Origin of the sequence: Flammeovirga kamogawensis (genome assembly GCF_018736065.1) — a bacterium.
GTDB lineage: Bacteria > Bacteroidota > Bacteroidia > Cytophagales > Flammeovirgaceae > Flammeovirga > Flammeovirga kamogawensis.
In genome coordinates, this window is sequence record NZ_CP076128.1 from 3776764 (window position 1) to 3800125 (window position 23362).

A 23362-nucleotide genomic window follows, 5' to 3' on the forward strand; every position below is an offset into this window, starting at 1 on the left:
TTGAAGAGGTACATTCTTATAATAATGTACAAGTATTAAAATTCGCTCAATTTTTTATGACAAATCAGACATCAACTACAAAGGAGAAGAAGCCAATGACTCTTTCTACAAAAATCTTAATAGGCTTATTTTCTGGAATATTATTAGGATTGTTTTTAGGTGAGTATGCAGGACATTTAGAAATTGTTGGAGATGCATTTATTGGTTTATTACAGATGACTGTATTGCCTTATATTGTATTTTCATTAATTGTGAATATTGGTCGTTTATCACTAGAAGAAGGACGTAAATTAATAGTACAAGGTATAAAGTTCCTATCATTATTATTAGCAATAGGTATTGCTGTTGTTTTGATTTTACCCTTTGCGTTTCCAGAATGGAAATCTGCCAATTTCTTCAGTACAAGTTTTGTCACTCCTCCTCCCGAAGTTGATTTTCTAAAATTATATATTCCTTCTAATCCTTTCTTTTCTTTAGCAGAAAGTAAAGTTCCTGCTGTTGTACTATTTAGTATTCTTGTAGGGATTGGTGTAATGCAGATAAACGGAAAGGATAAAGAAGTTTTACTAAATAGTTTAGATGCTTTTAATAAAGCATTAAATCAAGTAAATAAAATTGTAGTTAAATTAACACCTGCAGGTGTTTTTGCTATTGCCGCAAGTACAGCAGGAACCATGACTTTAGACGAGTTAGGAAAAATGCAAGCTTATTTACTTACTTATTTAGTAGCAGTTTTAATACTGACTTTTTGGGTATTACCCATGTTAATTACAGCATGTACCCCTTTTAAATACAAAGATGTTTTTAAGTTTACTAAGGCTACATTAATAACAATTTTTGCTACAGGTAAAATTATAGTTGTATTACCTCAGTTAATTGAAGATCTAAAATCGCTCTATGCAGAGTACAATCTAGATACAGATGAAAATAATGCTGGGACAGATATTTTGATGCCATTGGCTTATCCTTTTCCAAATTTAGGTACGTTAGCCATATTTGTTTTTGTGCCTTTTGCGGCTTGGTTTGTTGGTAATCCAATAACACTATCAAATACCCCAATGTTTGTTGGGGCAACATTACTTAGCAGTTTTGTAGCACCTGTAACGGGTATTCCATTTATGTTGGATCTTTTAGAGATACCAAAAGATATGTTTCAATTGTTCGTAGTATCAACAGTTTTTACGGATAGAGTAAGAGTGGTACTTGGGGCAATGCATCTTATTACTTTAACATTACTTACATTAAGTTCTACTAATGGCTTTTTTAAATTAAGAAAAAGAAAAATTACAATGGGGTTAGCTGTTACAGTTGTACTATTTATTGTAACACTTGTTCCGCTGCGTTTATTTTTATCTTATTCTTTAAAGGATGTCTATCAGAATGATAAAGTAATTGCAAATATGCAGCTAATCCATAAATTAGTTCCTTTTAAAGTTTTACCTTCTGCATCTCCTAACCCTACTAAATTATTGGAGTATGAAAGCATTTTAGATAGAATAAAGCGAAGAGGTATTGTAAGAGTTGGTTTTTATGAAGATGAGATACCATTTAGTTATTTTAATGCTAGAGGTGAATTAGTTGGTTTTGGAATTGATATGGCTCATGAATTAGGATCTGCATTGGATGTGGAAATTGAGTTTGTACCTATCACTGTAGGGCATATGCCTGAAGAATTACAAAATGATAATTTTGATATTGTAATGTCTGATATTTTTATGTCTAGCCAATATTCTGCAGAACTATCCTTCTCTAAACCATATTTAGATGTAACAATGGCTTTAGTAGTTCGAGACCAAGCAGATCAATTTAAAACATTTGATAAAGCATCTGAGGTTAGTTCATTTAAAATTGGGTATTTCGAGCGAAAAGATGTAGCACAAAAGTTTTTAAATTATTTTCCTCAAGCAGAAGCTGTACGATTAGATTCTGTTAATCAGTTTTTTAATCAAACAGATAGTTTGAGGTTAGATGGTCTTCTTACTAGTGCAGAAAGGGGAGCAGCATTAACACTACTTCACCCTGAATATCAGATAGCAAATCCATTGCCGTATAAAATTACTCTTCCTTTGGCTTATCCCGTAGGGAACAAAGATGAGAATATGGCTAATTTTGTTACTAACTGGATTGAGGTAAATAAAAAAGATGGAACTATTTCTCGCTTCTATGATTATTGGATTTTAGGTGATGATCACCTTAGAAAAGAAGAGCATTGGAGTGTAATTAAAGATGTATTACATTGGGTAGATTAAAGATAAGCCTAGATATAAGTAAAACTTACATCTAGGCTTTTTTATTATTCACTGATTTTTCGTTTTTTACAACTATAAACTATATTCTGACAGTAAACTATCAATATCAACACTCTAAACCAATCTGATTATGAATTACTATAAAAGGTATATATATATACTTTCAATTTTTATAATAGTATGCTCTTGTTCTCAACCTACTAAGAATACAAGTGTATCATCTGCTGATTTATTTACAACAGATGATTTTAATTGGAAAGAATTGACAGGTAAGGCAATATATGTAACGTCTAGAGCAAGGACATCTGCAAAAATACAAGAAGAAGTTTTTCAATCTGTTGCAATGCAAGAGTTAGAAGAAGCTAAACTATTGATGCCAGAAAGTTTAAAAGAACTGACAGATAAGTTTATCAATTCTTTGTATGAAAAATATCCCGAAATGACAGAACATCAAAAGATGATGTTAAAAGAGAATGCGAAATGTGGGATGCAGGTTTTATCTAAAAAGAGTAATCCTAAAAGATATTCTTTAATACATAGCAAACTGACAAAAGCATTTACTTATTTAAGAAAGAATAAAGAAATTCAATCTGGGTATGCATTTGTGGGAAATTTAGCACATAAAAATGTAGGTGGACAAAAAGGGTATATTATAAATATGGCTACTGGTGAGTTGGTAGAAATAGATATATCTTCTGCATGGAAAGGAATTGGTTTTGAAGATGATTCTGGAAAAACACCAATAGGTTTCTTTTTGGTGTATCAAAAATATACTCAACCTGGTTGGCAATCTCGTACAAAAACAGGAACACCTAAAAAAATGTTTTACAAGTTACATAGACAGACTTATGATGGTGAAGCAAAATATATTTATAGGAAGAGTACAAAAGAAGAAAAAGCATATATATGTACTAATCAATTTGGTTTAATTGGTCAAAATTTTGGGTCTGAGTTTGTTGATGTTGCTGCGACAAAGTATTTAAGAAAGTCTCCAGATGACCTTTCTTATATTGATAACAGTAATTCTGGAACAAGACAATTGTACATTCATGGTACAAACAGAGAAGATCAATTGGGTTTTGCTTTATCTGGTGGATGTGTGAGAGTTTCTAATATTAATTCTTATATCATTAAAGAAATCGTGATGAAACAGGAAACTATGCCTGTTTTTCTTGATGCTGTAGCTCTTCATGCTCCTAAGCCTGTTAAAGTTCCAGGCTTTGACGACACAGATTTAGAATCTATTTATAATGAACAATCAATCGTTATTCGTAGACAGAACATGCTAGATTCTGTTTCTTTAGCAAAACATTTGCAAGGAGTTGTAATTCCTAAGTTAGCAAATTCTATTGCATATAGGATGTCTAAAGTAGAAAATCAAAAAGCAAATGTAACCATAAGTGTGTCTGTTCCTTTCCCAGAATCCGCAATGAAATATTGGATGACATTTATTCATTCAGGAGGGGTTAATAATATCAACTTCCAGCAACGTTTTGGTTTTAAAGGAGAATATTTTGAAACAGAAATGCGCCATAATCAAAACCCATTTTATAAAGCGTATTATTCAGCAGATATCAATTCATATTTTAAAAATAGAATAACAGAAGCAAGAATAGCTTTAAATAATAATCTTACAGAAGCACTACAGAAACATGAAATTGATAAAGAGTTGATTCAAAATATCAATATTCAAGAGCAAACGATGATTAATGAGTATTTTAATAAGGAGCTAGAGGTTATTGATCCATTAGAATATTTTGCCATCTCTGAAGAACGAAAAAGAGTGCTTCATTATATGGGTATGATAGATACTTTGGCTGTAGAATTTCCTGGGAAATTTGAAGAATGGGAACACTTAACATGGATAAATAGCTACCTTTCTCTAAGAGAAAGTGGTCCTGATTCTCAACCTAAAGGAGATTTAGATTATTATGATGCTTTACTTATGCAGTCTTATATTTATGCTTTAGGTGAACAAGAACTTTATGAGAGGGAAGTGAAATCTGGTAGACTGCTACCTATAAAAGGGCAAGAGTTTCAGAATAAGTTATTGAATCAATATGGTATTGATGGTGCTTTGACATTATTAGATGAAGCAGGGATGTGGAGACTTTTTCAATATTCCCATAGTTCTGAGAACAAGACCTTAATTAAAATGGTATCTGTCGCTTATCCAAAACAGGAAATGTTAAAAGGAATGCAATTACTTGCAGAGTCTTATTTTAGTAAATTTAAATGGATTTCAAATCAGTACGTTATTACTTCTGAAGTAAACGGAGAAGCTATTACCTTGGCTGATTAAACCAAAAAACGATCTTAAAAAGAAATCCCATCAACTTTAAAATTGATGGGATTATTAATGTTTAAGCGATTACTCCTTTCATTTCGATGTAATAATCAATTACACCTTCTTGAGTAAGTAATTCTTGTTTAAAATTTTCGTCTTCGGATAAATCAATTGATGAAGGTTCAAAGTATGTTTCTGAAGTGTTGTCTTCATAATACAATGTAACTTTAAAGCTTAATTCATGGTTGTCAGTGTCTTCAAACCCACCTTCCCACAAATACTGTTGTTGGTTTGCTATACTCATGATATGACCGTTTAATTATATAGTATAATTTACGATAATTTTATATAATATCCATTCCAAATAGAGTATTAATTATCGGCTATTAACGGAATTCATTCACTTGCAATAACAAGTTAATATAGGTGGTATGAAATGAACAAACTGTTTAAAATTTCCAACCACCATAAACAGATAAAACAAAAGATCTTGTTAATCCATCTGGTCGAGCTGATCTAGCAACTACAGGAAATCCTAAATCTGATCCAAGAGAATAACGACCCCAAGATTTAGAAACTCCTCCAGTAATATTTAATGTAAGACCGCTTGACCCCTCAATATTTTTTCGTTGGTTATCAGTAGGGTCTAAATAAGAATCTTCTCCTACGTGGATAATTCCTAAAAGTCCAGCTTTCCAATTTATCTTTTCTGTGTTTTTTCCATACTCAGCACGAATAGCAACATCAGGTTGGCGCTCAAATTCATTAGTAGACCAGTATTCATTGTCAGGGTCATTTCCTGTTTCAATATACGTATTGCTATTTTGAGTAAGTGGTTGTTGGTAGCCAACAGAAAACAATAACTTATCAACATTTACAGCAATTCCTGCGAGTAAATCATAAGTACCTAAACTGGTTTGATAAACCATAGGTAATGCTTGTCCATTTTCTGTTAAGTTACCATCATTAGAAGGTATTTTTGTTCCTGCAAATACAGTAGTTGTTACTTTATCATTTGAAAAAACTGGGGCAGAAAGGGATAATGTTAAATCGCCAAGTCCACTTGTACTTCCTAAATTACCTGTTGTAAATGTATAAGGAAGTTGAAATTGGAAATAGACTACATCTGCTATATTATAATCGCCTTCTAATTGTAAGTTGATTACACTAACAGCTTTTTCACCCAATCCATAAGAAGGTTTAAAACGTAACTCTCCATTTGTTGGTACATCGTCAAAAAGATCTGTGTGTTTCATTGGACCAATGCTACAAACACCCGCATCAGAACATCCTTGAGCAAATGAATCTAAATGGATACATAATGTAGAAAAGAGAAGAATGAATACTGATAAAATACTTTTAGGTTTCTGATAATAGATTTTCATAGTGGTAGTTTAAGAGATTAGAATAATTTTTTTGAGTATACTACAAATAATATTCCAAAACTTGTTTAAACAATTTTTGTGATAGATAATTAGTTGGAAATGATTTTCTCAAAGAAAGGACATGCTTCACAATTCTCTTCTTTAGTGAATGAAAATAGCTTTTCAGAACTTTTATATTTGATTTTAAGGAGGATATCTTTTTCTCGCTTGAAAGTTGATAATTTTATTCTTCCAAGGTAATCTGAATAGGTATTATTTTTATTACCTATTAATTCAGTATAAGGTAGATCAAGGTAAATACATTCATAAGCAATAATTTCTTCTTCTTCAAAAAAGAAATGCCAGTGTTCTAAAGAACTATCAGAAGAGATCTTTACAATTTTCCTTTCGGGTATATCTTGCTTATCCAGTAAACCATCATCACCTACTTTATATATTGTATATACAGACACATTACTTTGCTGACCTATACATATAGTATAGCATCCCGTAGAGAGGAAGAGCAGTAGTAGTAATGTGATTTTGTGCATTTGAATGATTGATTATAACCTATACAAAAATAACGAACTTTAATCAGTTATTTTGATAATGGGAAATAAAAAAGGGAAAGACCAATTGATCTTTCCCTTATTTTTAAAATATTGTATGTCTTTGTTCACTTGCTTCATCTAAAAGTAGAAGTTCTTTTTCTTCTTCTTCATTGATAATTACGTGAGGTCTTATTCCAATAATTAACATATCATCAATTTGCCTTTGATTTCCTTGGCTCATCCATTGATCCATAAACTGACTTAGGGCTTTTCTTTGTAAGTCTAAATCTTTTTTATGAATATTGAAAAGTAGCTCTTTAAATGGTCTTTGCATTAACTTTCTACCATCAGGGCCTCCAAATTGATCTTGGTAACCATCAGAACAGATGTACATTACATGAATATCTTCTAATGGTAATGAATGAGATTCAAATATTTTCTTTTTAGACTTCTTACCACCAATACCAGATTTACCACCTCTTAATCGTTGTAGTTCATCAGGGTTAGAGTTTGATATATAATAAAGAGGTCTACCTGCTCCAGCAAAAGTTAATGTTTTACGTTTAGGTGATACCACACAAATAGCGATATCCATACCATCACGACTATCTTCATTTTCTTGTTGGTTTAAGGCTTGACGAATCATATCATTCATCAATTTTAAGATACGTCCTGGGTCAAGAATACCTCTTTCGTACACAATTTGGTTTAAAAGGTCATTACCAATAAGTGACATGAAGGCACCCGGAACACCATGACCCGTACAATCGGCAGCTACAATAATATAGTTTTCATTTTTCTCACCAAACCAGTGGAAATCACCAGATACAATATCTCTTGGTTTTAAGTATACAAAACCATCCCAGTGTTGACCAATACCTTGCATTTTTTCTTCCATATCCTGCGGTTTACCAAATACGGCAGTTTGCATTCTACGGGCATAGTTTACTGAGCTTTTTACTTTTTCATTGTGTTGAGAAAGTAATAATGCTTGCTCTTTTACAAGTTCATTCTGACGAAGAATTTGTTCTCTATGACTTTTCATTTCGTGGTGTTGTTCACGAATTGTTCTAGAAGTTTCTTCTAGTTCACTGTTTTTATCAAGAAGTTTAGAAGCTGCTTTTTCAGCATCTTTTTTCGCTCTTTCTAGTTCTTTTGTGTTATGATTTAGAATAGCTTCAGATCTTTTTAATCTATTAAAGGCTTTTTCTAATTCATTATTTTTATCTGTAAGTTCAGAAGATTGTTTCTCAACCTCTTTAGTTCTAATATTTACTTGTTCTTCCAGTTTTCTTTGCTCTCTTCTACTTCTATACATGTTAAATTGAACAATGATAATGGCAATAGTAACTGTACCAACAATGTACAATACATAACTCCACCATTGCTTGTAGAAAGGAGTATATACTGAGAACCTGTAAGAAAGTGGTCTACTCCATGAGAAGTTACCTGTTTTTCTTCCTCTAACTTCTAATGTATATGCAGAACCGGCTTCTAATTGATCTATAAGTAAACCTTCTTTTTCTTTTTCAAAGTTCATCCATTCATCTAATCCAGGATAGCCAAGAATACGCTTTTGGAAAGCAACATTTTCAGTTGGATAAACAGGAATATGGAAATCAACTCTTAAATAACTATCAGAAGGAATATCGGCTTTAGCTTGTAATGATAATTTATCACCACCAACGTTTACTGTTTCAATAAATGGTTTCGGAGTTTCTATAAGAACTTGTAAGTTGGCAGCAAAACCAATACCTCTTGATGTTGAAATAAATAATTTACCGAACTCATCAATATAAAGTCCTCTAATATTTAAATCGGCATCTGGTAATCCATCTTTTTTAGTATAAAGTAGGTACTCATCGTGTCCAAAGTTGTATCTAATTAAACCTGATGTAGAAGAAATCCATAATTGTTTCTCGTTAGGGTCAAGAGCTAAGGCATTATTTGTTATAGAAGTGAAATCACCTAAGTTTAAACGCTTCATTTTTTCGTTAGAAAGTAATATAGTACCATAAGAAGTACCTAAAACGATATCTTTATTTTTAAGAATAGCGATATCATTTGTTTGTATATTTCCTTGGAAATCAAAATTTAAATCTTCTGATAAGTTATCAAAAGCATTTATAACGTCATTATATTTAAATATTAAGCCTTCTTTATTTGTACCACCTACATAGATGTCACCTTCGTCTGTAGTTTTAATAACAATAGCTCTACTTGTAATACCTTGCTCTACACTATATATTTTAGGCTTATTATCTTTTCCAATTTTGATAGCTCCTTGAATACCATCTTGGCAAATCCAGAGGTTACCATCTTTGTCTTGTTCTAAAATAAAAATAGCACCACCTATATGCGATAAATCAATTTTTCTAATTGGTTGGGCATTTCTCCATAATTGAAGAACCCCTTCAGCATCTGAAGTCCAAACACCTTGGTCTGTAGGTAAAATTCTTAGGAATGAATTACCTGTAGACCCCACTTTTTCTTTATTCTTTAAAGTAAATTGATCTAGAGAATTTAGACCTCCAAAGTATAAGTTATCACCATCTGTAAAATAAAGGTCATCTCCTTTACCATTAATGTGCTGTATATATGAGCTTGTAATACTTGTAGCGAAAGAACTAAACGGGAGCTTTTGAAAAAGTGATATTCCATTATCTCTTGCAACCCATAAATCTAAATCATCATAAAGCATTGAACTACCGTTGTAAACACCAATTTCGGGAGCTCTTTGAATACTAAAACCTTCATATGTTGATTCTAAACGGTACATGCCTGAAACCCATCCTGTAACAAAGTAAGAATCTGTACCTACTTCTTGAATGAATGAAGCATCGAATCTTCTACCAATTTGTTTTCTTGTGACTTTATTACCATTAATAGATACATAAGAAACTCCTTTTTTAGAATCTGCGACTAAAAATGAAGATTTATTATACCAAACGGCATGCTGAATTTCTGATAAACCAAATTTTTTCGAAACTAACTCAAATGAATTGAGTGCTTCTTCATAACGATAAACAGCTCCTGAATGATGGAATGCATAAATTACTCCATCGGCATCTTCAACCATTGTAAAAGATCTACTTTCACTTTCGGCATTAAGCGTAAAATCATTAAAAATAGTTTCGAACTTACCATTTTTCTGAAGTTGGAAAATTTGGTAATTATCTGCAGCCCAAAGTCTGCTTTTACGGTCTTCAAAAAGTAATTTACCGTAATTAAGTTTTCCTACTGTATTTTCTGTAGTACTAGATGTAAGTATCGTTTTAAACGATACCTGATCTGGCTTACTAAAAATTCTTACAACTTCTTTGTCAGTAATGGCATATAGAGAACCATCCTTTCTTCTAAGAATTTGCTTTATGTAATTACTAGTTATTTTTTTATCAGTATAGTCAATAAAATTACTTCCATTGTAACGAATTAGGCCATCATCGCTACCGAGCCATAAATAACCAATCGAATCTTTGGCAATACTTTTTACATATCCTGCTTTAAGCCCATTATCTTTAGAATAATGAGTACCTAAAATACTTTGTGAATAACTCTGAGAGCCAATAAGTAGAAATAGAGATGTAATTAATAATCTAGTATAAAAAAAATTAGCTTGTACGTTCTTTATCATAACATGCAGTAAATAATACCTTTACCTTAGTAAGAGTCTTAGAATAGTAATTAAAAAATAAGACCATGTAATTAGTTGTATATTACTGTTTTTTATTAAAATAATCAAACTATTAACACTTTACTTAAGGTGATTTGTAGTAAAATACAATTATCAAAATACCTCAGTCTACTAATAATACAATTACGAAATTATTAGTAGTTAATGTTATTCGACTAAACATAAAATCCAGAAATTAAAAGTCTTCAAAAGTTATAACGTTGTTATTGTCTAATATAGTGTAAGTTGACGCTATCTTTAAAGTTAATTTTTACATGGCGGTTACCACTAATTTTAGAAAGTATAGGAGCAAGGTATAGTTTTGCATTCTCTTTTGCTTTTGCTTCAAGTTGCATTTCTTGCCCTGTTTTACGTAGTTTTTTTTCTGCTTCTATATACAGTTTGTTCATTGCGTCAGGGCTTGCATAATCAGAAGAATAAATTTTTACTTCTTTAGGGTTTACACGTCCATCTATATGCAAGTTTGGTAAATCTATTATTACTGTTGAATCAGCAATACGGATATCACTTTGTTTGATCTCGTTTAAGTTGATATAAGCAACGATTTCCCCACCAATTACAGCAAGAATTTTAGATTTAAAGTATTCACTAGCAATAGGAATATCTTCTAAATATTCATTTTCTTCAGAGTATTCAGCAACATCTCTTACCCTAGCTTTATATAGTTCTAAACGACCCAATCCTTCTAATTCCTCAACAATTAACTGTTGGTCATTAGTAGAGTCGCTATAATTTTCTTCAAACAAATCCCACATTATATAAGATGCCATAAGTATGGCTAAAAATGTCAGAATTGATGTATGCAGTTTCGAGGACATATTGTTTCCTTTAGCGAGTTAGTATTACTTATCAAAAATAGGTTTGATAATCCGAATTCACCAATAACCAATTGATTGACTTACAATTATTTGAATAATTTGTTTTAGTTAACTAAGAATACAATGATTTTTAAGTCAAATTAACATAAATGCTAAAACTTTTAATTTCATCGTTTATTTCACTTCTTTTTAAAAGATCAATTTGTAGGTATGTAGAAATATGCTACTTTTGATAATTTCATATTAACCAAATTGTAGGTTTAAAAAGTAATTGTGATCCGATGAAAGTATCAACTTCTGAACCATTTAAGTTAGTCTATTCTCTATTTGAGCATCAATTTCTTGGGTATTTATTCGAGTCTTTTGTTGTGCAGTTAAATAGTGAAAATAAACTTACACTTTTACATCAGAATATTTCGTCAAGAAATGCACATGAGTTTAGCAGTAAGCTAGATGATGTTGATTATGAATTAATTCATTTAATGGATGATATTCAGCCGGAGTCTATTGCTCATAGATTTGGAAATAAGAAACGTCAGAAACCAAACATGTTCTTTCTTACCGTTTTTGATGAAAAGAAAGGTGATAAATTACTACAAGAACGCATTATTGATTTTGTAGAGGAACACCGCGTTAAGATCTTGAATAAGCTGCAAAATAAGATGGTGTTTGAGATGGGTAAAGATGGTAACCCAACTTATAAAACAATACGAGTGCAGAAAAATAAAGCAGATATAGTTTTTAGATTTTGGAGAAACGAAGATCATACAAACTATCGTCCTTTTATGTATTATGATAGTGAAAAGGTAGAGTTTCAATATAAAAATGCTGTAATTCTTTCTAACAAACCTGCATGGTTACTCTTAGAAGGTAAACTATATACATTTAAAGGAGAGGTTGATGGAAAAAAAATAAAACCATTCTTGTTTAAAAATTTTATTGCCGTTCCTAAAAAAATGGAGGCAAGTTATTATGAAAAATTCATTTCTCATTTAATAGAAGATTATCAAGTAAAGGCTTCTGGCTTCGATATAATTACAAAAGAAGATAAACCTTCAGCGTCTATTTTATTAAAAGAAATAAAAGGACAAGAGGGACTATTTGATAAAGATGATGCCCCTTCTTTTGCTAGTGAAGTAGAATTAAGATTAATGTTTCATTATAATGGGGACACTGTCGATGCTTCTACAATTGGGAAAAGAAGCCAGGTAACACTAGAACATATTGAAGAAAACGATGATTTTATTTTTACAAAAACAAGAAGAGATCAGAGATTTGAAAAAGATATTCGTAATCAAGTAATTGATTTAGATCTTGATATTACTAAAAAAGGGTATGTTGTTTTACCTAAAAACGATGCCTTCTCATGGATATCAACAAACTCGGATAAACTGAGTGAACTAAATGTTGAAATTACTCAAGGAGAAGATTTAGATAAGGTATACTTTATTGGTCAATCAACAATTAATTTAGAAGTTTCTGAAGATAGAGATTGGTTTGATATAAAAACAAAAGTTGTTTTTGGTGAGTTTGAAATTCCGTTTATAAAAATCAGAAAGTTAATTGTTTCTGGTAGACATGAATTTGAATTACCAAACGGAGAAATTGCTGTAATACCAAATGTTTGGTTTACCCAATATCAAGAATTATTTTATTTCTTAGACAATGATAGTGAAACACCTCGATTACATAAACATCACCTTGCATTAGTACAAGAATTACAAGAAGGTTCTTTAGCTAAAGTTAGCTTAAATAAGAAGTTAGAACGCCTCAATGATTTTGAAACAATTGAAGATTATGATCTTCCAAAGTCATTTAAAGGAAAATTAAGACCTTACCAAAAGGCAGGGTATAATTGGATGCGTTTCTTGTCAGAATATAATTTTGGAGGTTGTTTAGCTGATGATATGGGACTGGGTAAAACAGTACAAACATTAGCTATTTTAGAAAATGAAAGAGTTGCAGAAAATGGGACATCTCTTTTAATAATGCCAACATCATTGGTGTACAATTGGGAGATGGAAGCAAAGAAGTTTACTCCTAAAATGAAAATACTAAATTATACAGGAACAAACCGTTCTAAAAACCCAGAAAATTTTGGGTGGTATGATATAGTAATTACCTCTTACGGAACTGCAAGAATAGATGCAGAAATATTATCAAGCTATTATTTTAATTATATAGTTCTTGATGAAGCGCAAACGATAAAGAACCCTACATCGATTATTACAAAGGCAGTAAACCAGTTAAAAAGTAGAAAAAGACTGCTATTATCAGGTACTCCAATTGAGAATACGACAATGGATTTATGGTCGCAAATGAACTTTGCAAACGAAGGGCTATTAGGTGGACAGAATTTCTTTAAAAAAGAGTTTCTTACACCAATTGAACGTAAAAAAGATGAGGCTAAATATGCTAAACTTTATCGTTTAATTAAACCTTTTGTAATGCGTAGACATAAATCTCAAGTTGCATCAGAATTACCTGAGAAAATTGAGAAGGTGATGTACATTGATATGACACCTGAACAAAAGGTGAAATATGAAGAGGTGAAGTCGTCTTATAGAAACGAGATTCTAGAACATATAGAAACTACAGGTGTAAAAGGATCGCAATTTATGCTACTTAAAGGGTTAACAGAGCTACGTCAGTTGGCCAACCACCCTAAACTTACAGAAGAGTCTTACAAACACTCTGCAGGTAAGTTTGAAGAGGTAATAAGAACTTTAGAAAATGCGACTCAAGAGGGACATAAGATTTTAGTTTTTAGCCAATTTGTAAAGCACCTTACTATTTTTAGAAAAGAGCTAGATAGTAAAAAGATAAAATATTCTTATTTAGATGGAGGAACCAAAGATAGAAAAGCTGAAGTAGATAAATTTCAGAACGATAAGGATGTTCAAGTTTTTCTTATCTCATTAAAAGCTGGAGGCTTAGGTTTAAACTTAACAGCTGCAGATTATGTATTTATCTTAGATCCGTGGTGGAACCCTGCTATAGAAGCACAGGCAATAGATAGAGCACATAGAATTGGTCAAGAGAATAAAGTACTTGTTTATAAATTTATTACTAGAGGAACTGTAGAAGAAAAAATATTGGCGTTACAACAAAGTAAGAAAGAACTTGCTGATAATTTAATTACAACTGAAGAGAGTTTCATGAAGAAATTAACGCAAGATGATATTAGTACTTTACTAACCTAAAATAAATTTTAAATTTAAAAGGTTGATACTATTGTATTTAGTACTATTTTTAGATATTTTGTATACTTTTTATGTAAATAATGTTGTGGAATTAAAAAAAGTACCTACCTTTGCATCGCAAGTCAGATCGATTTGCTCCCCCGAATCCCCCAGGTACGGAAGTAAGCAAGGGTAAGGGGTTGAGCGATGCGTTTCTGACTTGTTTTTTTATGTCAAAAAATTGATAAAAAGGTCATCAAATAATTAAATTTGATGACCTTTTTTGTATTTAACAGGAAAGTGCGATTCTAAACATCGCTTTAATATTCTGGGTAGAGAAGCATATAGTCTATAAAAACCAACTAGTAAGTATCTTTATGTATATCTTTTGATTGGATAAAATGATTCCCCTCAAAAAGATTAGTAATTTTATCTACAAAAAAAGATTGCCCTATTACACAATATTGGAAATCTGTTAATTGAAATAATTCCGTCTGAATACTTAAAGGAGTTAGGCTATTAAGTCCATCACATAAAATCACATTTATAGTGTTAAAGTGAGTTCTTAATAATGTTTCCTGAAAAGTAGGTAGTGAATTTTTACTTTTCAGATAAAATAAATAAACAGGATTTTTAAACCTTTTATTTTTTAACTCTTGAAGTATAGGGAATGCTTTATTAATATGATCTTCATCTATAAATAGAGCAAAACCTTTATTAGTATTATAGGTAGAACATTTAGACTGACTACTATTTTTTTTGTAATTATTTAGAACTTCATATCTTTCAATTAGATCAGGATTGTGTAAATCTGTAAACATATCTTTTACGGTTGAGAGAAAGTTAATTGATATTTAATTAGGGCATTTTAAGGTGATAAGTTTCTATCACTTTAAATTAATCACAAGGTTAGTAACGTTAGTATTTAATGTGGAAAATGAGACTTCCGAATATTTTGGAGCAACTAATCTTCCAAATTTGTTATTAGAATAACCATATTTCTCTAGAGGTACACCAATAATATTAGTAGTTATTTCTTCATTTTCATCCTCATCATGATATGCTGAAATTGCATAGGTCCCAATGGGTATTTCTTTAAATGAAACAATAAGTTTATTACTGGTAGGTTTTAAAGTTACTTTACGATAATAATTTAGGTTGTAAAAATAATCTTCTTCGTTATTATATAGAACTACTACCACATTTCCTTTTGAATTACTTATCCCCTCTAGTGTTAAAGTAATTGTAGAAGTCTGGGAAGTAGGAACTAAAAAAGAACAAAAATATAGGATAAACAGATAAATCATATATATATATTTTCTTTAACTGATATTGCAATGTATATAATGATTCTGAGATTTTATACTGAATTGTTGCCAATGGGAGTATTGGGTTATGAAAACAGCTCTGGTGAACGCTATTTAAATGATTTGGGATGAATGGGACAGCTGTGAAAGCTGAATTTACTTATATAAAGCTATTAATTCTTTAGAAAAGCTTCTTGAAACAGGTATTGTAAATGTGAGATTTCTAAGATGTAATTCATAATTTCTGGCATTACCAGTAACTTTTTCAATTTGATCAAAATTAGCAATGAAAGATTTATGACAATGATGAATATTGTTAAGTTGATTGACTTGCTCGAATGCTTTTTTTAGCGGGTACCGAATAACTACTTTATTAAGTTTATCATCTAAGAAAAAAAATACTTCTAAGTAATTTCCTTCAGATTTAATACATATGAAGTTATTTTGATCGAGTAAAATGTTACTATTGTCTGCAGTGAAATCAATTTGAGGAATACGGGCTTTGTCAGCTTTATTATCAACTTTGTCTTCTTCACTATATATATGTTTTGTTATATCTTCAGCTTTAGAAGCATTGACTTGTCTTAAAGTTTTTTCTGTGAAAATTAAGAATATAACAGTGGGAAAGATACCTACTGAAAAAGTGATACCTATAAATTTAAGAAAAGAATGATTTATTGAAATTACTTCTTGACCAATGGTTGATGTATAATACCAATTTCCAATAGATATTATTAAAATAATGAAAGAAGTATAAAGGGCTGCTTTTTTTACAGTCCATTTATCAGGATTGAAAGTGCTTTTTAAAATATAGGGGAGAGCAAAGAAAGAAAATGCAACACAACAAAATGTAATAAGTGCATACCCACCAATAAATAGAGGTTTATAAAATTGGACTTCACTAATACCGAATGGTTGGAAAATATAGAGAAATCCAAAGACAAAAAGACCAAAAGATACTGAAGAGATTAGTTTGACTTTATTACTCTGTAATAGAGGGAATGGAGCATTTAGGTTATTTATAAGCATTATTTTACCTACTAAATGAAGTCTTGCATATATATTTATAACCATAAATATAAAAAAAAGTTGCAATACCAATCATTAAGATTGGCATAACAACTTTTTCTTTTTTTTAGAAAATGAAATTTGTTTTTACTGTTCCATATCTATTATAAATCTGACTACCCGTATTATCCATATCTAGTAGTCCTAAGTTTCCTTCTCCAATAATTTCAACATATTTTCCAAATCGAAATCCAATACCACACCTCATAGCAATATCAGATCTCATAAAAGGGGCTGATTTATCTTTATTGGAATGAGCTATATTTTGCTCGTCGGTAGGTGTATAGATAATACTTTTTATTCGATGCGTATAAACAACGCCAAGTTCTCCGGTTAATGCTAGCCATCTAAAAATAGGAAGCACAGGGTTAACCGTTAGAGGAATAGAAATATTAGATTCTTTTAATTGATATTTTGGTTCAGTTAAAGCTTCTGCGTGAAAAGCAGCCTGCAACTGGTTAAATTCAGCTCCCATGGTTAATGAGAAGTACTTAGCAAGGCTTGTTCTGTAGTGTATACCAAAGGAAACACCTGGTTTAGCAGAAATACTAGATACTCCGTTTGTAAGAATAGAGTAATCTGGAAGACTGGCTGTAACTCCAAAAGAAAAGACGGCTTTGTCCCAATACCTATCGAAGTCTTTTTCCCATTTATTCTTTTGTGCGTGAGATGTAATTGCTAATAGGCAAAGGTATACTGATAAAATGATGTTTTTGTTCATTGTTGTTTTTAGATTCTTGATTAAGAGCTTGATAATTGGTGAATTCTGATTTCGTGAATTTAGATAAAAATGAGAGTATACAAAAAGAGCAGCAAAATATCTTGCTGCTCTTTTTGTGAATAATTTCTAAGTTGAATTATTTCATTTTATTCTTTTTACTGAAATCAAATGCCTTACTAAACATTATTCCCCAGAACCATTGCCCAGAAGAAGTAACGCCTGTTTCAGCTCCAATTTGAGCTTTTAACTTAGGTAAATTATAATATACATCAAACCAATAGGATTGACTCCATGAAGAGAAAGTATCAGCAGGTACTTCGGAGGTACCCGTACCATCTCTAAGTGTTTCATGTTGGTTAAGTGTCCATCCAATTGCAAAATCCCATCTGCCTCCAGGAGCCCAATAATAACCATTTGTGAACGAGTAGTTATTAAGATCTGAGGTAACATCTTTGTTAAATACTAAATAGGGTAAGAACTCTCCAAATAGGTGACCATAACCTAATGATAGAGAAACATTTTCTTCTGCAAAATCTTGATAACCCACACGTACATTTAATAAATTTGTATCATCAATATTTTGCCATATTGATAATTGTTGAACACCACCCATTCCGTAGTAGTATTGTAAGCTTGTTTGTGCTTGAACGTTGTTTGAGTAGACTCCTAAAACAACAATGCAGAAAATAAGTAGTAGCTTTTTCACGTAAAGTAGTTTAAATATTGATAATGATTTTTACAAACAATAATATGATTGCGTTATTATCATGTTTGTATACGAACAAATGTAGTTGGAGGTCTACTAGAATTTATAATAAAAAACTTAATGACTTATAACATAAACAACTGTTATATTTGAAAATGTAAAAGAGCTCCTCTAAATATTTAAAAAATATTAAAGGAGCTCTTTTTATTGCGAATTTGATAATGATACAGATTGTTATTCCATGTAAATATCAAGTAATCCTTCTGGTAAATTTGTATTAAGTACTTTGTTATCAAGTTCTGCTGTTAAAATAATATCATCACTGATAGGTATTAATACTTCTTTACCTTTATACTCCATCTCTAAAATATCCTGAGCAGAATTTGTATAGATTTTACTAACAGTACCCAATTCACCAAGGTTTTGATCTACAACTTTAAAATCAACGATATCATGATAGTAAAATTGACCTTCTGGTAATTTAGGTAAAGCAGACATTGGAAGGAATAATTGAGCATCTTTCAATGCTTCAGCATCTTCAATTGTATCAATATCTTCAAACTTAGCAATGTATCTATTGTTATGTAGAGAAAGGTACTCTAAAAAGAAAGGAACTAGATTCCCTCTTCTTTCAATAAATACAGCATCAATACCTTCGTACTTAGAAGGATCATCAACATCTAAAAAGAATAAAACTTCTCCTTTTAACCCGTGAGTTTTTGTAATCTTACCAAACTCAAAACAATCATCTTTATGCATAATTCTAGAATATAATCTTAATCAATAGGCATGTTATTTCTCTGTCATTAACAATGTTAATAACTGGAGTTTCATATCTGCCTTTTCACTTTCAGATAGTTGATTTAATTCATCAACTTCTTGTACCATTTGTTGTGCTAGAGAAACAGCATCTTCTGTAGAACGCTTTTTACTTAATTGTCTAACACCATTAAAACGAGCACTTTCTAAATACAAGCCATTTTCTAATAGCTTCTTTTTTAATGCAGTAGCATACGCACTAGAGATGGTATTAGAATGTAAGCGCAAAGAAACACGTTCTTTTCCTAAATCTTCATACGGATACATTTCTATTAACGTTTGTGCTGTTTCTTTTGCAATAGAACTTACAGATTCCTTAATATTAGATAGTCCAAATTGTGCTTTAGCTGCATCTTCAACTTTCCAGCGTAATTCTATACTTACTTCTAACTGAACACCATCTTTTGCAAAAGTTTCCCAAGGGCCAACCATATTTACGTGGTCTTTTAAAGAAACTCTTTTTATAGATCTAAATGGATGAGACCAATAAAACCCAGCAACATCAATAGTGCCTTTATATTTACCCATTAAAGAAAGCAATACAGCTTCACCTTGGTGAGTAACAAAATATCCTCTAATTAAAACTAGGTCGATAAAAAGGATAAGCATAGACACAGCTCCTAAATTAGGTAATGAGAGTACATAGCCAGCTAAACCAAATAGAGCAGCTTGGATTACAATCATAAAGTATCCAGAAAATCCTTTAATATATTTGTCAGTCATTTTTTATTTGTTGTATTGATTCATGGTTCTTGCTAGGCCAATAGAACAGAAAGATAAACACATTTCAGAAGACTTTTCAATTAATGTACTTAGATCAATTTTTTCATCTTCAGAAAACTCACCCAATACAAAATCAATTTGTTTACCTTTTGAGTAATTGTCGCCAATACCAAAACGTAACCTAGGGTAAGCAGCTGTTTGTAACTGAGCTTCTATGTCTTTCAGACCATTATGGCCAGCAGCTCCGCCTTTACCCCTCATTCTTAAAGTTGTATAAGGAAGTGCAAGGTCATCTACAATAACCAGAATATTCTCTGTTTTTATTTTTAACTGATTTGCCCAGTATTTTAAAGCCTTTCCACTTAAATTCATAAAAGTAGTAGGTTTAATTACTGTAATGCTTCTGCCTTTATGTTTAAAATCAGTAACATAAGCCAATCGATCCATTGTAAAAGATGCACCATTTTCTTTTGCTAAATGATCAGCAACCATAAAGCCAATATTATGTCTGGTATTTGCATATTCAGGTCCAATGTTACCAAGGCCTACAATCAAATATTTCATATTCTAAATCTGTCTAAATATAATTTTTGCAAAGATAACTTATTTCTTTAGTTGAGTATCTTTTACTTACCTCAACTTTTTTTACAATTGAAGAGGAACTCAGAACTATTAACAACATTTTAATACAAAGCGAGCACTAAAGCTTTATGATTAAGCTCAATCTGCAGTATTCTTAATTTCCCTTCATTTAAGTAAGGGTAAGAATATAGATAAGCATCTTCTGTTTTGGTAAGGTGAATTTTCTGAATATTACTATTTAAAGCATATTCATTTTTAATATTATAGTGATATGCATCCCATAAACTTTTCTCAATTTTATTACTAGGAGTGTCACAAGCTACCCATGCTTTATTTAAGAATTGTGAGACACTATCTGGCATTGTATCTAAATTAATTTTTCCACAAGGGCGCTTTTGATCAAAATTATTACTTATCGATGTGCCAATAGAAAAACCTTTCTCTACAATATTAGGCTCCTTAATACGCTTAATCTTACGTTCTTTAATTTGTTTGTTCACGCTATTAGAATCAATTTTTTCTGAAGTTTTTAAGCCACAGCTAAAAAATAGACCTATAACCAAAACAAATAGAGGAAATTGTTTAGAGATTTTTTTCATTTTTATAAAGACAGGATTTCATTTTATAAATTGCACATCAAAATTAAGTGTTTAGTAACTCTAATTAAAATTAAGAAGACAATGAATTTGTTTTATAGAGAAATTGGTGAAAAAGGAAATACTCCTTTCTTGATATTTCATGGTTTATTTGGGCAATGTGATAATTGGATGACTTTAGGTAAAGTATTGTCAGAGAAATTTCATGTTTTTATGATCGATCAGCGTAACCATGGTCAGTCACCACATAGTGAAGATTTTTCATATCAATTTTTAGCAGATGATATTAAAGATTTTATAGAGCAACATGAAATAGAAAAACCAATTGTTTTAGGCCATTCTATGGGAGGTAAGGCAGTAATGCAATTTGCCGCAAATTATCCTTTAATGTTAAGTAGAATGATTGTAGTTGATATTGCACCTCGTTTTTATCCTGTACATCATCAGGTTATTTTAGAAGGATTAAATGCACTACCTATAACAACAATCAAAACTAGAGGTGAAGCAGATAAAGCCTTGGCTGAATATATACCAAATTTTGGCGAGCGTTCTTTCTTACTTAAAAATATATATCGTAAAAAAGAAGGTGGGTTTGCTTGGCGACCAAACTTAAAAGTAATTACAGAGAAGATTGAAGAGGTAGGTAAGGCATTAGAATCAAATCATTTAATTGAGGTGCCTACGTTGTTTATAGGTGGAGGTAATTCTAATTATATTCAAGCTGTTGATCAGAAAGAGATTAATGAAAAGTTCGCTTCAGTGCATATTGTTATGATAGAAGGAGCAGGGCATTGGGTACATGCAGAAAAGCCAAAAGAATTGTTGGATGCAATTAATCAGTTTGTTTTTTAATTTTTTAAAGTTTTTATTGTACTTTTAAATGTAGAAACGACAGTAAACGAAATCAACCCATTAGTATGAACTCTACAGAAGATTTTATACCATATATATCAGATAATATTTCTGATGAAGAAATGTTACTTTGCTCCGAGAAATATTACTCTAAAATTAACAAAAGGCGATCATTAAGAGAGTTTTCAAAAAAACAGGTTCCTAAGGAAATTATAGAGAATATTATTAAAGCCGCAAGTTGTGCACCTTCGGGAGCAAATAAGCAGCCATGGATGTTCTGTGCTGTTTCTTCTGCTGAGGTAAAGAAAAATATTAGAAAAGCTGCTGAAAAAGAAGAATATGAAGGTTATCACGGAAGAATGAGTGATGAGTGGATTGAAGATCTAAAGCAATTTGGAACAGATTGGCATAAAGAGTTTTTAGAAGAAGCTCCTTGGTTAATTGTTGTATTTAAGCAGGTTTATAATATAGATGATGAAGGAATTCGTCATAATAATTATTATGTAAACGAATCTGTAGGATTGGCTACTGGGTTTTTATTAAATGCAATTCATGAGGTAGGGTTAGTAGCATTAACGCATACACCTTCTCCAATGAACTTTTTAGTGAAAGAACTTAATAGACCTGCAAATGAACGTCCTTTCTTGCTAATACCTGTTGGATATCCGAAAGAGAATTCAACAGTACCGAATATTGAAAGAAAACCTTTAGATGAAATTTCTGAGTGGTATTAACCACTTTTTAATGTTGATATACTTGAGCTGTAAGACTAATACAATTCTATTAGTTTTACAGCTTTTTTGTGCTTAATGATTATCTTATCATAGATCAATTTTAATTGTTTTAACTCAAACTAAATTTGTAACATACAGAATTAGGGAATAGGTTGATAACTCTTCTATCAATCAGAAACATTAAAATTATGAACACGAAAACAGCAAAATATTTTTTCCTTATTGCAGGAATTGCTACCCTATTAGGGAGTTTACCAGTTATGATTGCCCCAAGATTGGCAACTTTAGAATTATTTAATTTCACATCAAATATTCCAGAGAATTATATGCCATTAATTAGACATTGGGGAGTTATGGCTGTAGGGCTTGGTATATTATTAATTTATGCAAGTTTAAATTCATCTGTACGTTTTTCAGTTGCGTTATTCTCAACGGCATCAAAATTATATATTGTTGGTTGTTCATTATGGTATTTAACAAGTGATTTTAATGCTCTATCAATTACTGAATATGGTGTGCATGCAAATTATACGCTCTTAATAGTATTAGAGGCATTACTTGCTATTGGAGGGGTTGTCTATTTGATAAAACCATCTGCAGATATATCATCAAATCAAATAGCTTAAATAAAAAAACACTCTTTTAAATACTATAATTATGAACGAGAAAGTAACAAAATATTATTTCTGGATTACAGGTTTAATCACTGCTTTAGGAAATGTACCTATGATCTTAAGTCCTTTTTGGGGTACAGATAAAGTTTTACATTTAGATTTACTAAATATTCCATTTGCAGCTCCTTTATTTGGGCATTGGGCAATGATGGTAAGTTGTATTGGTGTTTACCTTTTTGTAGCAGCATCAAAAAAGAAATATAGAAAGTCTGCTGTTTTATATTCAAATTTTGAGAAAGGTATAATGGCTTTAACTGGTTGGGGGTTAATGCTAACATCTCCAGAGATTACAATAACTCACTATTTACCAATGACTATTGCAGATACATTGTTTACAATAGGAGGCTTTATTTATCTTTTTACTGCACAAAAACAGAAAGCCCAAGTTGCTGAATTATCTGTAGCTTAGGTAGTAATTAAGAATATATACTGCTT

General features: G+C 31.1%; 21 protein-coding genes and 1 other RNA gene. 8 read left to right on the forward strand and 14 right to left on the reverse strand.

The window, feature by feature from the left end; all coding sequences use genetic code 11:
- The first annotated feature begins 56 nt into the window (after positions 1-56).
- Both KM029_RS15265 and KM029_RS15270 read left to right on the forward strand, forming a co-directional pair.
- A complete protein-coding gene (locus KM029_RS15265; RefSeq protein ID WP_144074062.1) occupies positions 57-2249 on the forward strand; it encodes a cation:dicarboxylate symporter family transporter in 2193 nt (730 codons plus the stop codon).
- A 130-nt stretch (positions 2250-2379) separates the two neighbouring features.
- Entirely contained in the window at positions 2380-4551 is a 2172-nt protein-coding gene (locus tag KM029_RS15270) for a L,D-transpeptidase (RefSeq protein WP_144074063.1), read from the forward strand.
- Positions 4552-4612: 61 nt separating this feature from the next.
- Here KM029_RS15270 and KM029_RS15275 read toward each other — a convergent pair whose 3' ends face one another.
- The 5 genes from KM029_RS15275 to KM029_RS15295 form a co-directional block, all read right to left on the reverse strand.
- Positions 4613-4840 (reverse strand): hypothetical protein, encoded by a 228-nt coding sequence (locus KM029_RS15275; protein WP_144074064.1) that lies wholly within the window; start codon positions 4838-4840, stop codon positions 4613-4615.
- A gap of 145 nt (positions 4841-4985) precedes the next feature.
- Positions 4986-5921: a hypothetical protein gene (locus tag KM029_RS15280; RefSeq protein WP_144074065.1), complete on the reverse strand. Its 936-nt coding sequence runs from the start codon at positions 5919-5921 to the stop codon at positions 4986-4988.
- 89 nt (positions 5922-6010) lie between these two features.
- On the reverse strand, positions 6011-6451 hold the full coding sequence (locus tag KM029_RS15285; RefSeq protein ID WP_144074066.1) for a hypothetical protein: 441 nt from the start codon (positions 6449-6451) through the stop codon (positions 6011-6013).
- Between the two features lie 103 nt (positions 6452-6554).
- On the reverse strand, positions 6555-10085 hold the full coding sequence (locus tag KM029_RS15290) for a SpoIIE family protein phosphatase (protein ID WP_144074067.1): 3531 nt from the start codon (positions 10083-10085) through the stop codon (positions 6555-6557).
- Positions 10086-10348: 263 nt separating this feature from the next.
- Positions 10349-10915: a DUF4230 domain-containing protein gene (locus KM029_RS15295; RefSeq protein WP_158631075.1), complete on the reverse strand. Its 567-nt coding sequence runs from the start codon at positions 10913-10915 to the stop codon at positions 10349-10351.
- 329 nt (positions 10916-11244) lie between these two features.
- On the opposite strand from KM029_RS15295, the gene KM029_RS15300 reads away from it, so the two are divergent.
- Positions 11245-14166 carry a DEAD/DEAH box helicase gene (locus tag KM029_RS15300; protein WP_144074069.1) on the forward strand — a complete coding sequence of 974 codons (2922 nt, stop codon included), beginning with the start codon at positions 11245-11247 and terminating at the stop codon, positions 14164-14166.
- A 116-nt stretch (positions 14167-14282) separates the two neighbouring features.
- Positions 14283-14373, forward strand: an RNA gene (gene ffs / locus KM029_RS15305) — signal recognition particle sRNA small type.
- A 134-nt stretch (positions 14374-14507) separates the two neighbouring features.
- Here ffs and KM029_RS15310 read toward each other — a convergent pair.
- The 9 genes from KM029_RS15310 to KM029_RS15350 form a co-directional block, all read right to left on the reverse strand.
- Positions 14508-14966 (reverse strand): hypothetical protein, encoded by a 459-nt coding sequence (locus tag KM029_RS15310; RefSeq protein ID WP_144074070.1) that lies wholly within the window; start codon positions 14964-14966, stop codon positions 14508-14510.
- Positions 14967-15032: 66 nt separating this feature from the next.
- Positions 15033-15452: a DUF2141 domain-containing protein gene (locus tag KM029_RS15315; protein ID WP_144074071.1), complete on the reverse strand. Its 420-nt coding sequence runs from the start codon at positions 15450-15452 to the stop codon at positions 15033-15035.
- 156 nt (positions 15453-15608) lie between these two features.
- Positions 15609-16526, reverse strand: coding sequence for a LytTR family DNA-binding domain-containing protein (locus KM029_RS15320; protein ID WP_144074072.1), 918 nt, complete (start codon positions 16524-16526; stop codon positions 15609-15611).
- 61 nt (positions 16527-16587) lie between these two features.
- A complete protein-coding gene (locus KM029_RS15325) occupies positions 16588-17241 on the reverse strand; it encodes a hypothetical protein (RefSeq protein ID WP_144074073.1) in 654 nt (217 codons plus the stop codon).
- Positions 17242-17377: 136 nt separating this feature from the next.
- Positions 17378-17947, reverse strand: coding sequence for a hypothetical protein (locus tag KM029_RS15330; protein ID WP_144074074.1), 570 nt, complete (start codon positions 17945-17947; stop codon positions 17378-17380).
- 234 nt (positions 17948-18181) lie between these two features.
- Positions 18182-18706 carry a ribosome maturation factor RimM gene (rimM, locus tag KM029_RS15335; RefSeq protein ID WP_144074075.1) on the reverse strand — a complete coding sequence of 175 codons (525 nt, stop codon included), beginning with the start codon at positions 18704-18706 and terminating at the stop codon, positions 18182-18184.
- Between the two features lie 33 nt (positions 18707-18739).
- Complete coding sequence (locus tag KM029_RS15340) at positions 18740-19489, reverse strand: SPFH domain-containing protein (RefSeq protein ID WP_144074076.1); 750 nt, start codon at positions 19487-19489, stop codon at positions 18740-18742.
- 3 nt (positions 19490-19492) lie between these two features.
- Entirely contained in the window at positions 19493-20053 is a 561-nt protein-coding gene (gene pth / locus KM029_RS15345) for an aminoacyl-tRNA hydrolase (RefSeq protein ID WP_144074077.1), read from the reverse strand.
- A gap of 119 nt (positions 20054-20172) precedes the next feature.
- Complete coding sequence (locus KM029_RS15350) at positions 20173-20670, reverse strand: hypothetical protein (protein ID WP_144074078.1); 498 nt, start codon at positions 20668-20670, stop codon at positions 20173-20175.
- 81 nt (positions 20671-20751) lie between these two features.
- Here KM029_RS15350 and KM029_RS15355 point away from each other — a divergent pair, with 81 nt between their 5' ends.
- The 4 genes from KM029_RS15355 (at position 20752) to KM029_RS15370 (ending at position 23336) form a co-directional block, all read left to right on the forward strand.
- Positions 20752-21519 carry an alpha/beta fold hydrolase gene (locus tag KM029_RS15355; RefSeq protein WP_144074079.1) on the forward strand — a complete coding sequence of 256 codons (768 nt, stop codon included), beginning with the start codon at positions 20752-20754 and terminating at the stop codon, positions 21517-21519.
- A gap of 65 nt (positions 21520-21584) precedes the next feature.
- A complete protein-coding gene (locus KM029_RS15360) occupies positions 21585-22253 on the forward strand; it encodes a nitroreductase family protein (protein ID WP_144074080.1) in 669 nt (222 codons plus the stop codon).
- 188 nt (positions 22254-22441) lie between these two features.
- Positions 22442-22879, forward strand: coding sequence for a hypothetical protein (locus KM029_RS15365; RefSeq protein WP_144074081.1), 438 nt, complete (start codon positions 22442-22444; stop codon positions 22877-22879).
- A 31-nt stretch (positions 22880-22910) separates the two neighbouring features.
- Positions 22911-23336, forward strand: coding sequence for a hypothetical protein (locus tag KM029_RS15370; protein WP_144074082.1), 426 nt, complete (start codon positions 22911-22913; stop codon positions 23334-23336).
- Positions 23337-23362 lie beyond the last annotated feature (26 nt).

Excerpts from the sequence above, each read along its gene's own strand:
- KM029_RS15315 (WP_144074071.1), bottom strand. The coding sequence starts at position 15,452 with ATGATTTATCTGTTTATCCTATATTTTTGTTCTTTTTTAGTTCCTACT.
- KM029_RS15370 (WP_144074082.1), top strand. The coding sequence starts at position 22,911 with ATGAACGAGAAAGTAACAAAATATTATTTCTGGATTACAGGTTTAATC.
- pth (WP_144074077.1), bottom strand. The coding sequence starts at position 20,053 with ATGAAATATTTGATTGTAGGCCTTGGTAACATTGGACCTGAATATGCA.
- KM029_RS15360 (WP_144074080.1), top strand. The coding sequence starts at position 21,585 with ATGAACTCTACAGAAGATTTTATACCATATATATCAGATAATATTTCT.
- KM029_RS15355 (WP_144074079.1), top strand. The coding sequence starts at position 20,752 with ATGAATTTGTTTTATAGAGAAATTGGTGAAAAAGGAAATACTCCTTTC.
- KM029_RS15275 (WP_144074064.1), bottom strand. The coding sequence starts at position 4,840 with ATGAGTATAGCAAACCAACAACAGTATTTGTGGGAAGGTGGGTTTGAA.
- KM029_RS15310 (WP_144074070.1), bottom strand. The coding sequence starts at position 14,966 with ATGTTTACAGATTTACACAATCCTGATCTAATTGAAAGATATGAAGTT.
- KM029_RS15340 (WP_144074076.1), bottom strand. The coding sequence starts at position 19,489 with ATGACTGACAAATATATTAAAGGATTTTCTGGATACTTTATGATTGTA.
- KM029_RS15325 (WP_144074073.1), bottom strand. The coding sequence starts at position 17,241 with ATGAACAAAAACATCATTTTATCAGTATACCTTTGCCTATTAGCAATT.
- KM029_RS15295 (WP_158631075.1), bottom strand. The coding sequence starts at position 10,915 with ATGGCATCTTATATAATGTGGGATTTGTTTGAAGAAAATTATAGCGAC.
- KM029_RS15300 (WP_144074069.1), top strand. The coding sequence starts at position 11,245 with ATGAAAGTATCAACTTCTGAACCATTTAAGTTAGTCTATTCTCTATTT.
- KM029_RS15280 (WP_144074065.1), bottom strand. The coding sequence starts at position 5,921 with ATGAAAATCTATTATCAGAAACCTAAAAGTATTTTATCAGTATTCATT.
- KM029_RS15265 (WP_144074062.1), top strand. The coding sequence starts at position 57 with ATGACAAATCAGACATCAACTACAAAGGAGAAGAAGCCAATGACTCTT.
- KM029_RS15270 (WP_144074063.1), top strand. The coding sequence starts at position 2,380 with ATGAATTACTATAAAAGGTATATATATATACTTTCAATTTTTATAATA.
- KM029_RS15365 (WP_144074081.1), top strand. The coding sequence starts at position 22,442 with ATGAACACGAAAACAGCAAAATATTTTTTCCTTATTGCAGGAATTGCT.
- KM029_RS15350 (WP_144074078.1), bottom strand. The coding sequence starts at position 20,670 with ATGAAAAAAATCTCTAAACAATTTCCTCTATTTGTTTTGGTTATAGGT.
- KM029_RS15290 (WP_144074067.1), bottom strand. The coding sequence starts at position 10,085 with ATGATAAAGAACGTACAAGCTAATTTTTTTTATACTAGATTATTAATT.
- KM029_RS15320 (WP_144074072.1), bottom strand. The coding sequence starts at position 16,526 with ATGGTTATAAATATATATGCAAGACTTCATTTAGTAGGTAAAATAATG.
- rimM (WP_144074075.1), bottom strand. The coding sequence starts at position 18,706 with ATGCATAAAGATGATTGTTTTGAGTTTGGTAAGATTACAAAAACTCAC.
- KM029_RS15285 (WP_144074066.1), bottom strand. The coding sequence starts at position 6,451 with ATGCACAAAATCACATTACTACTACTGCTCTTCCTCTCTACGGGATGC.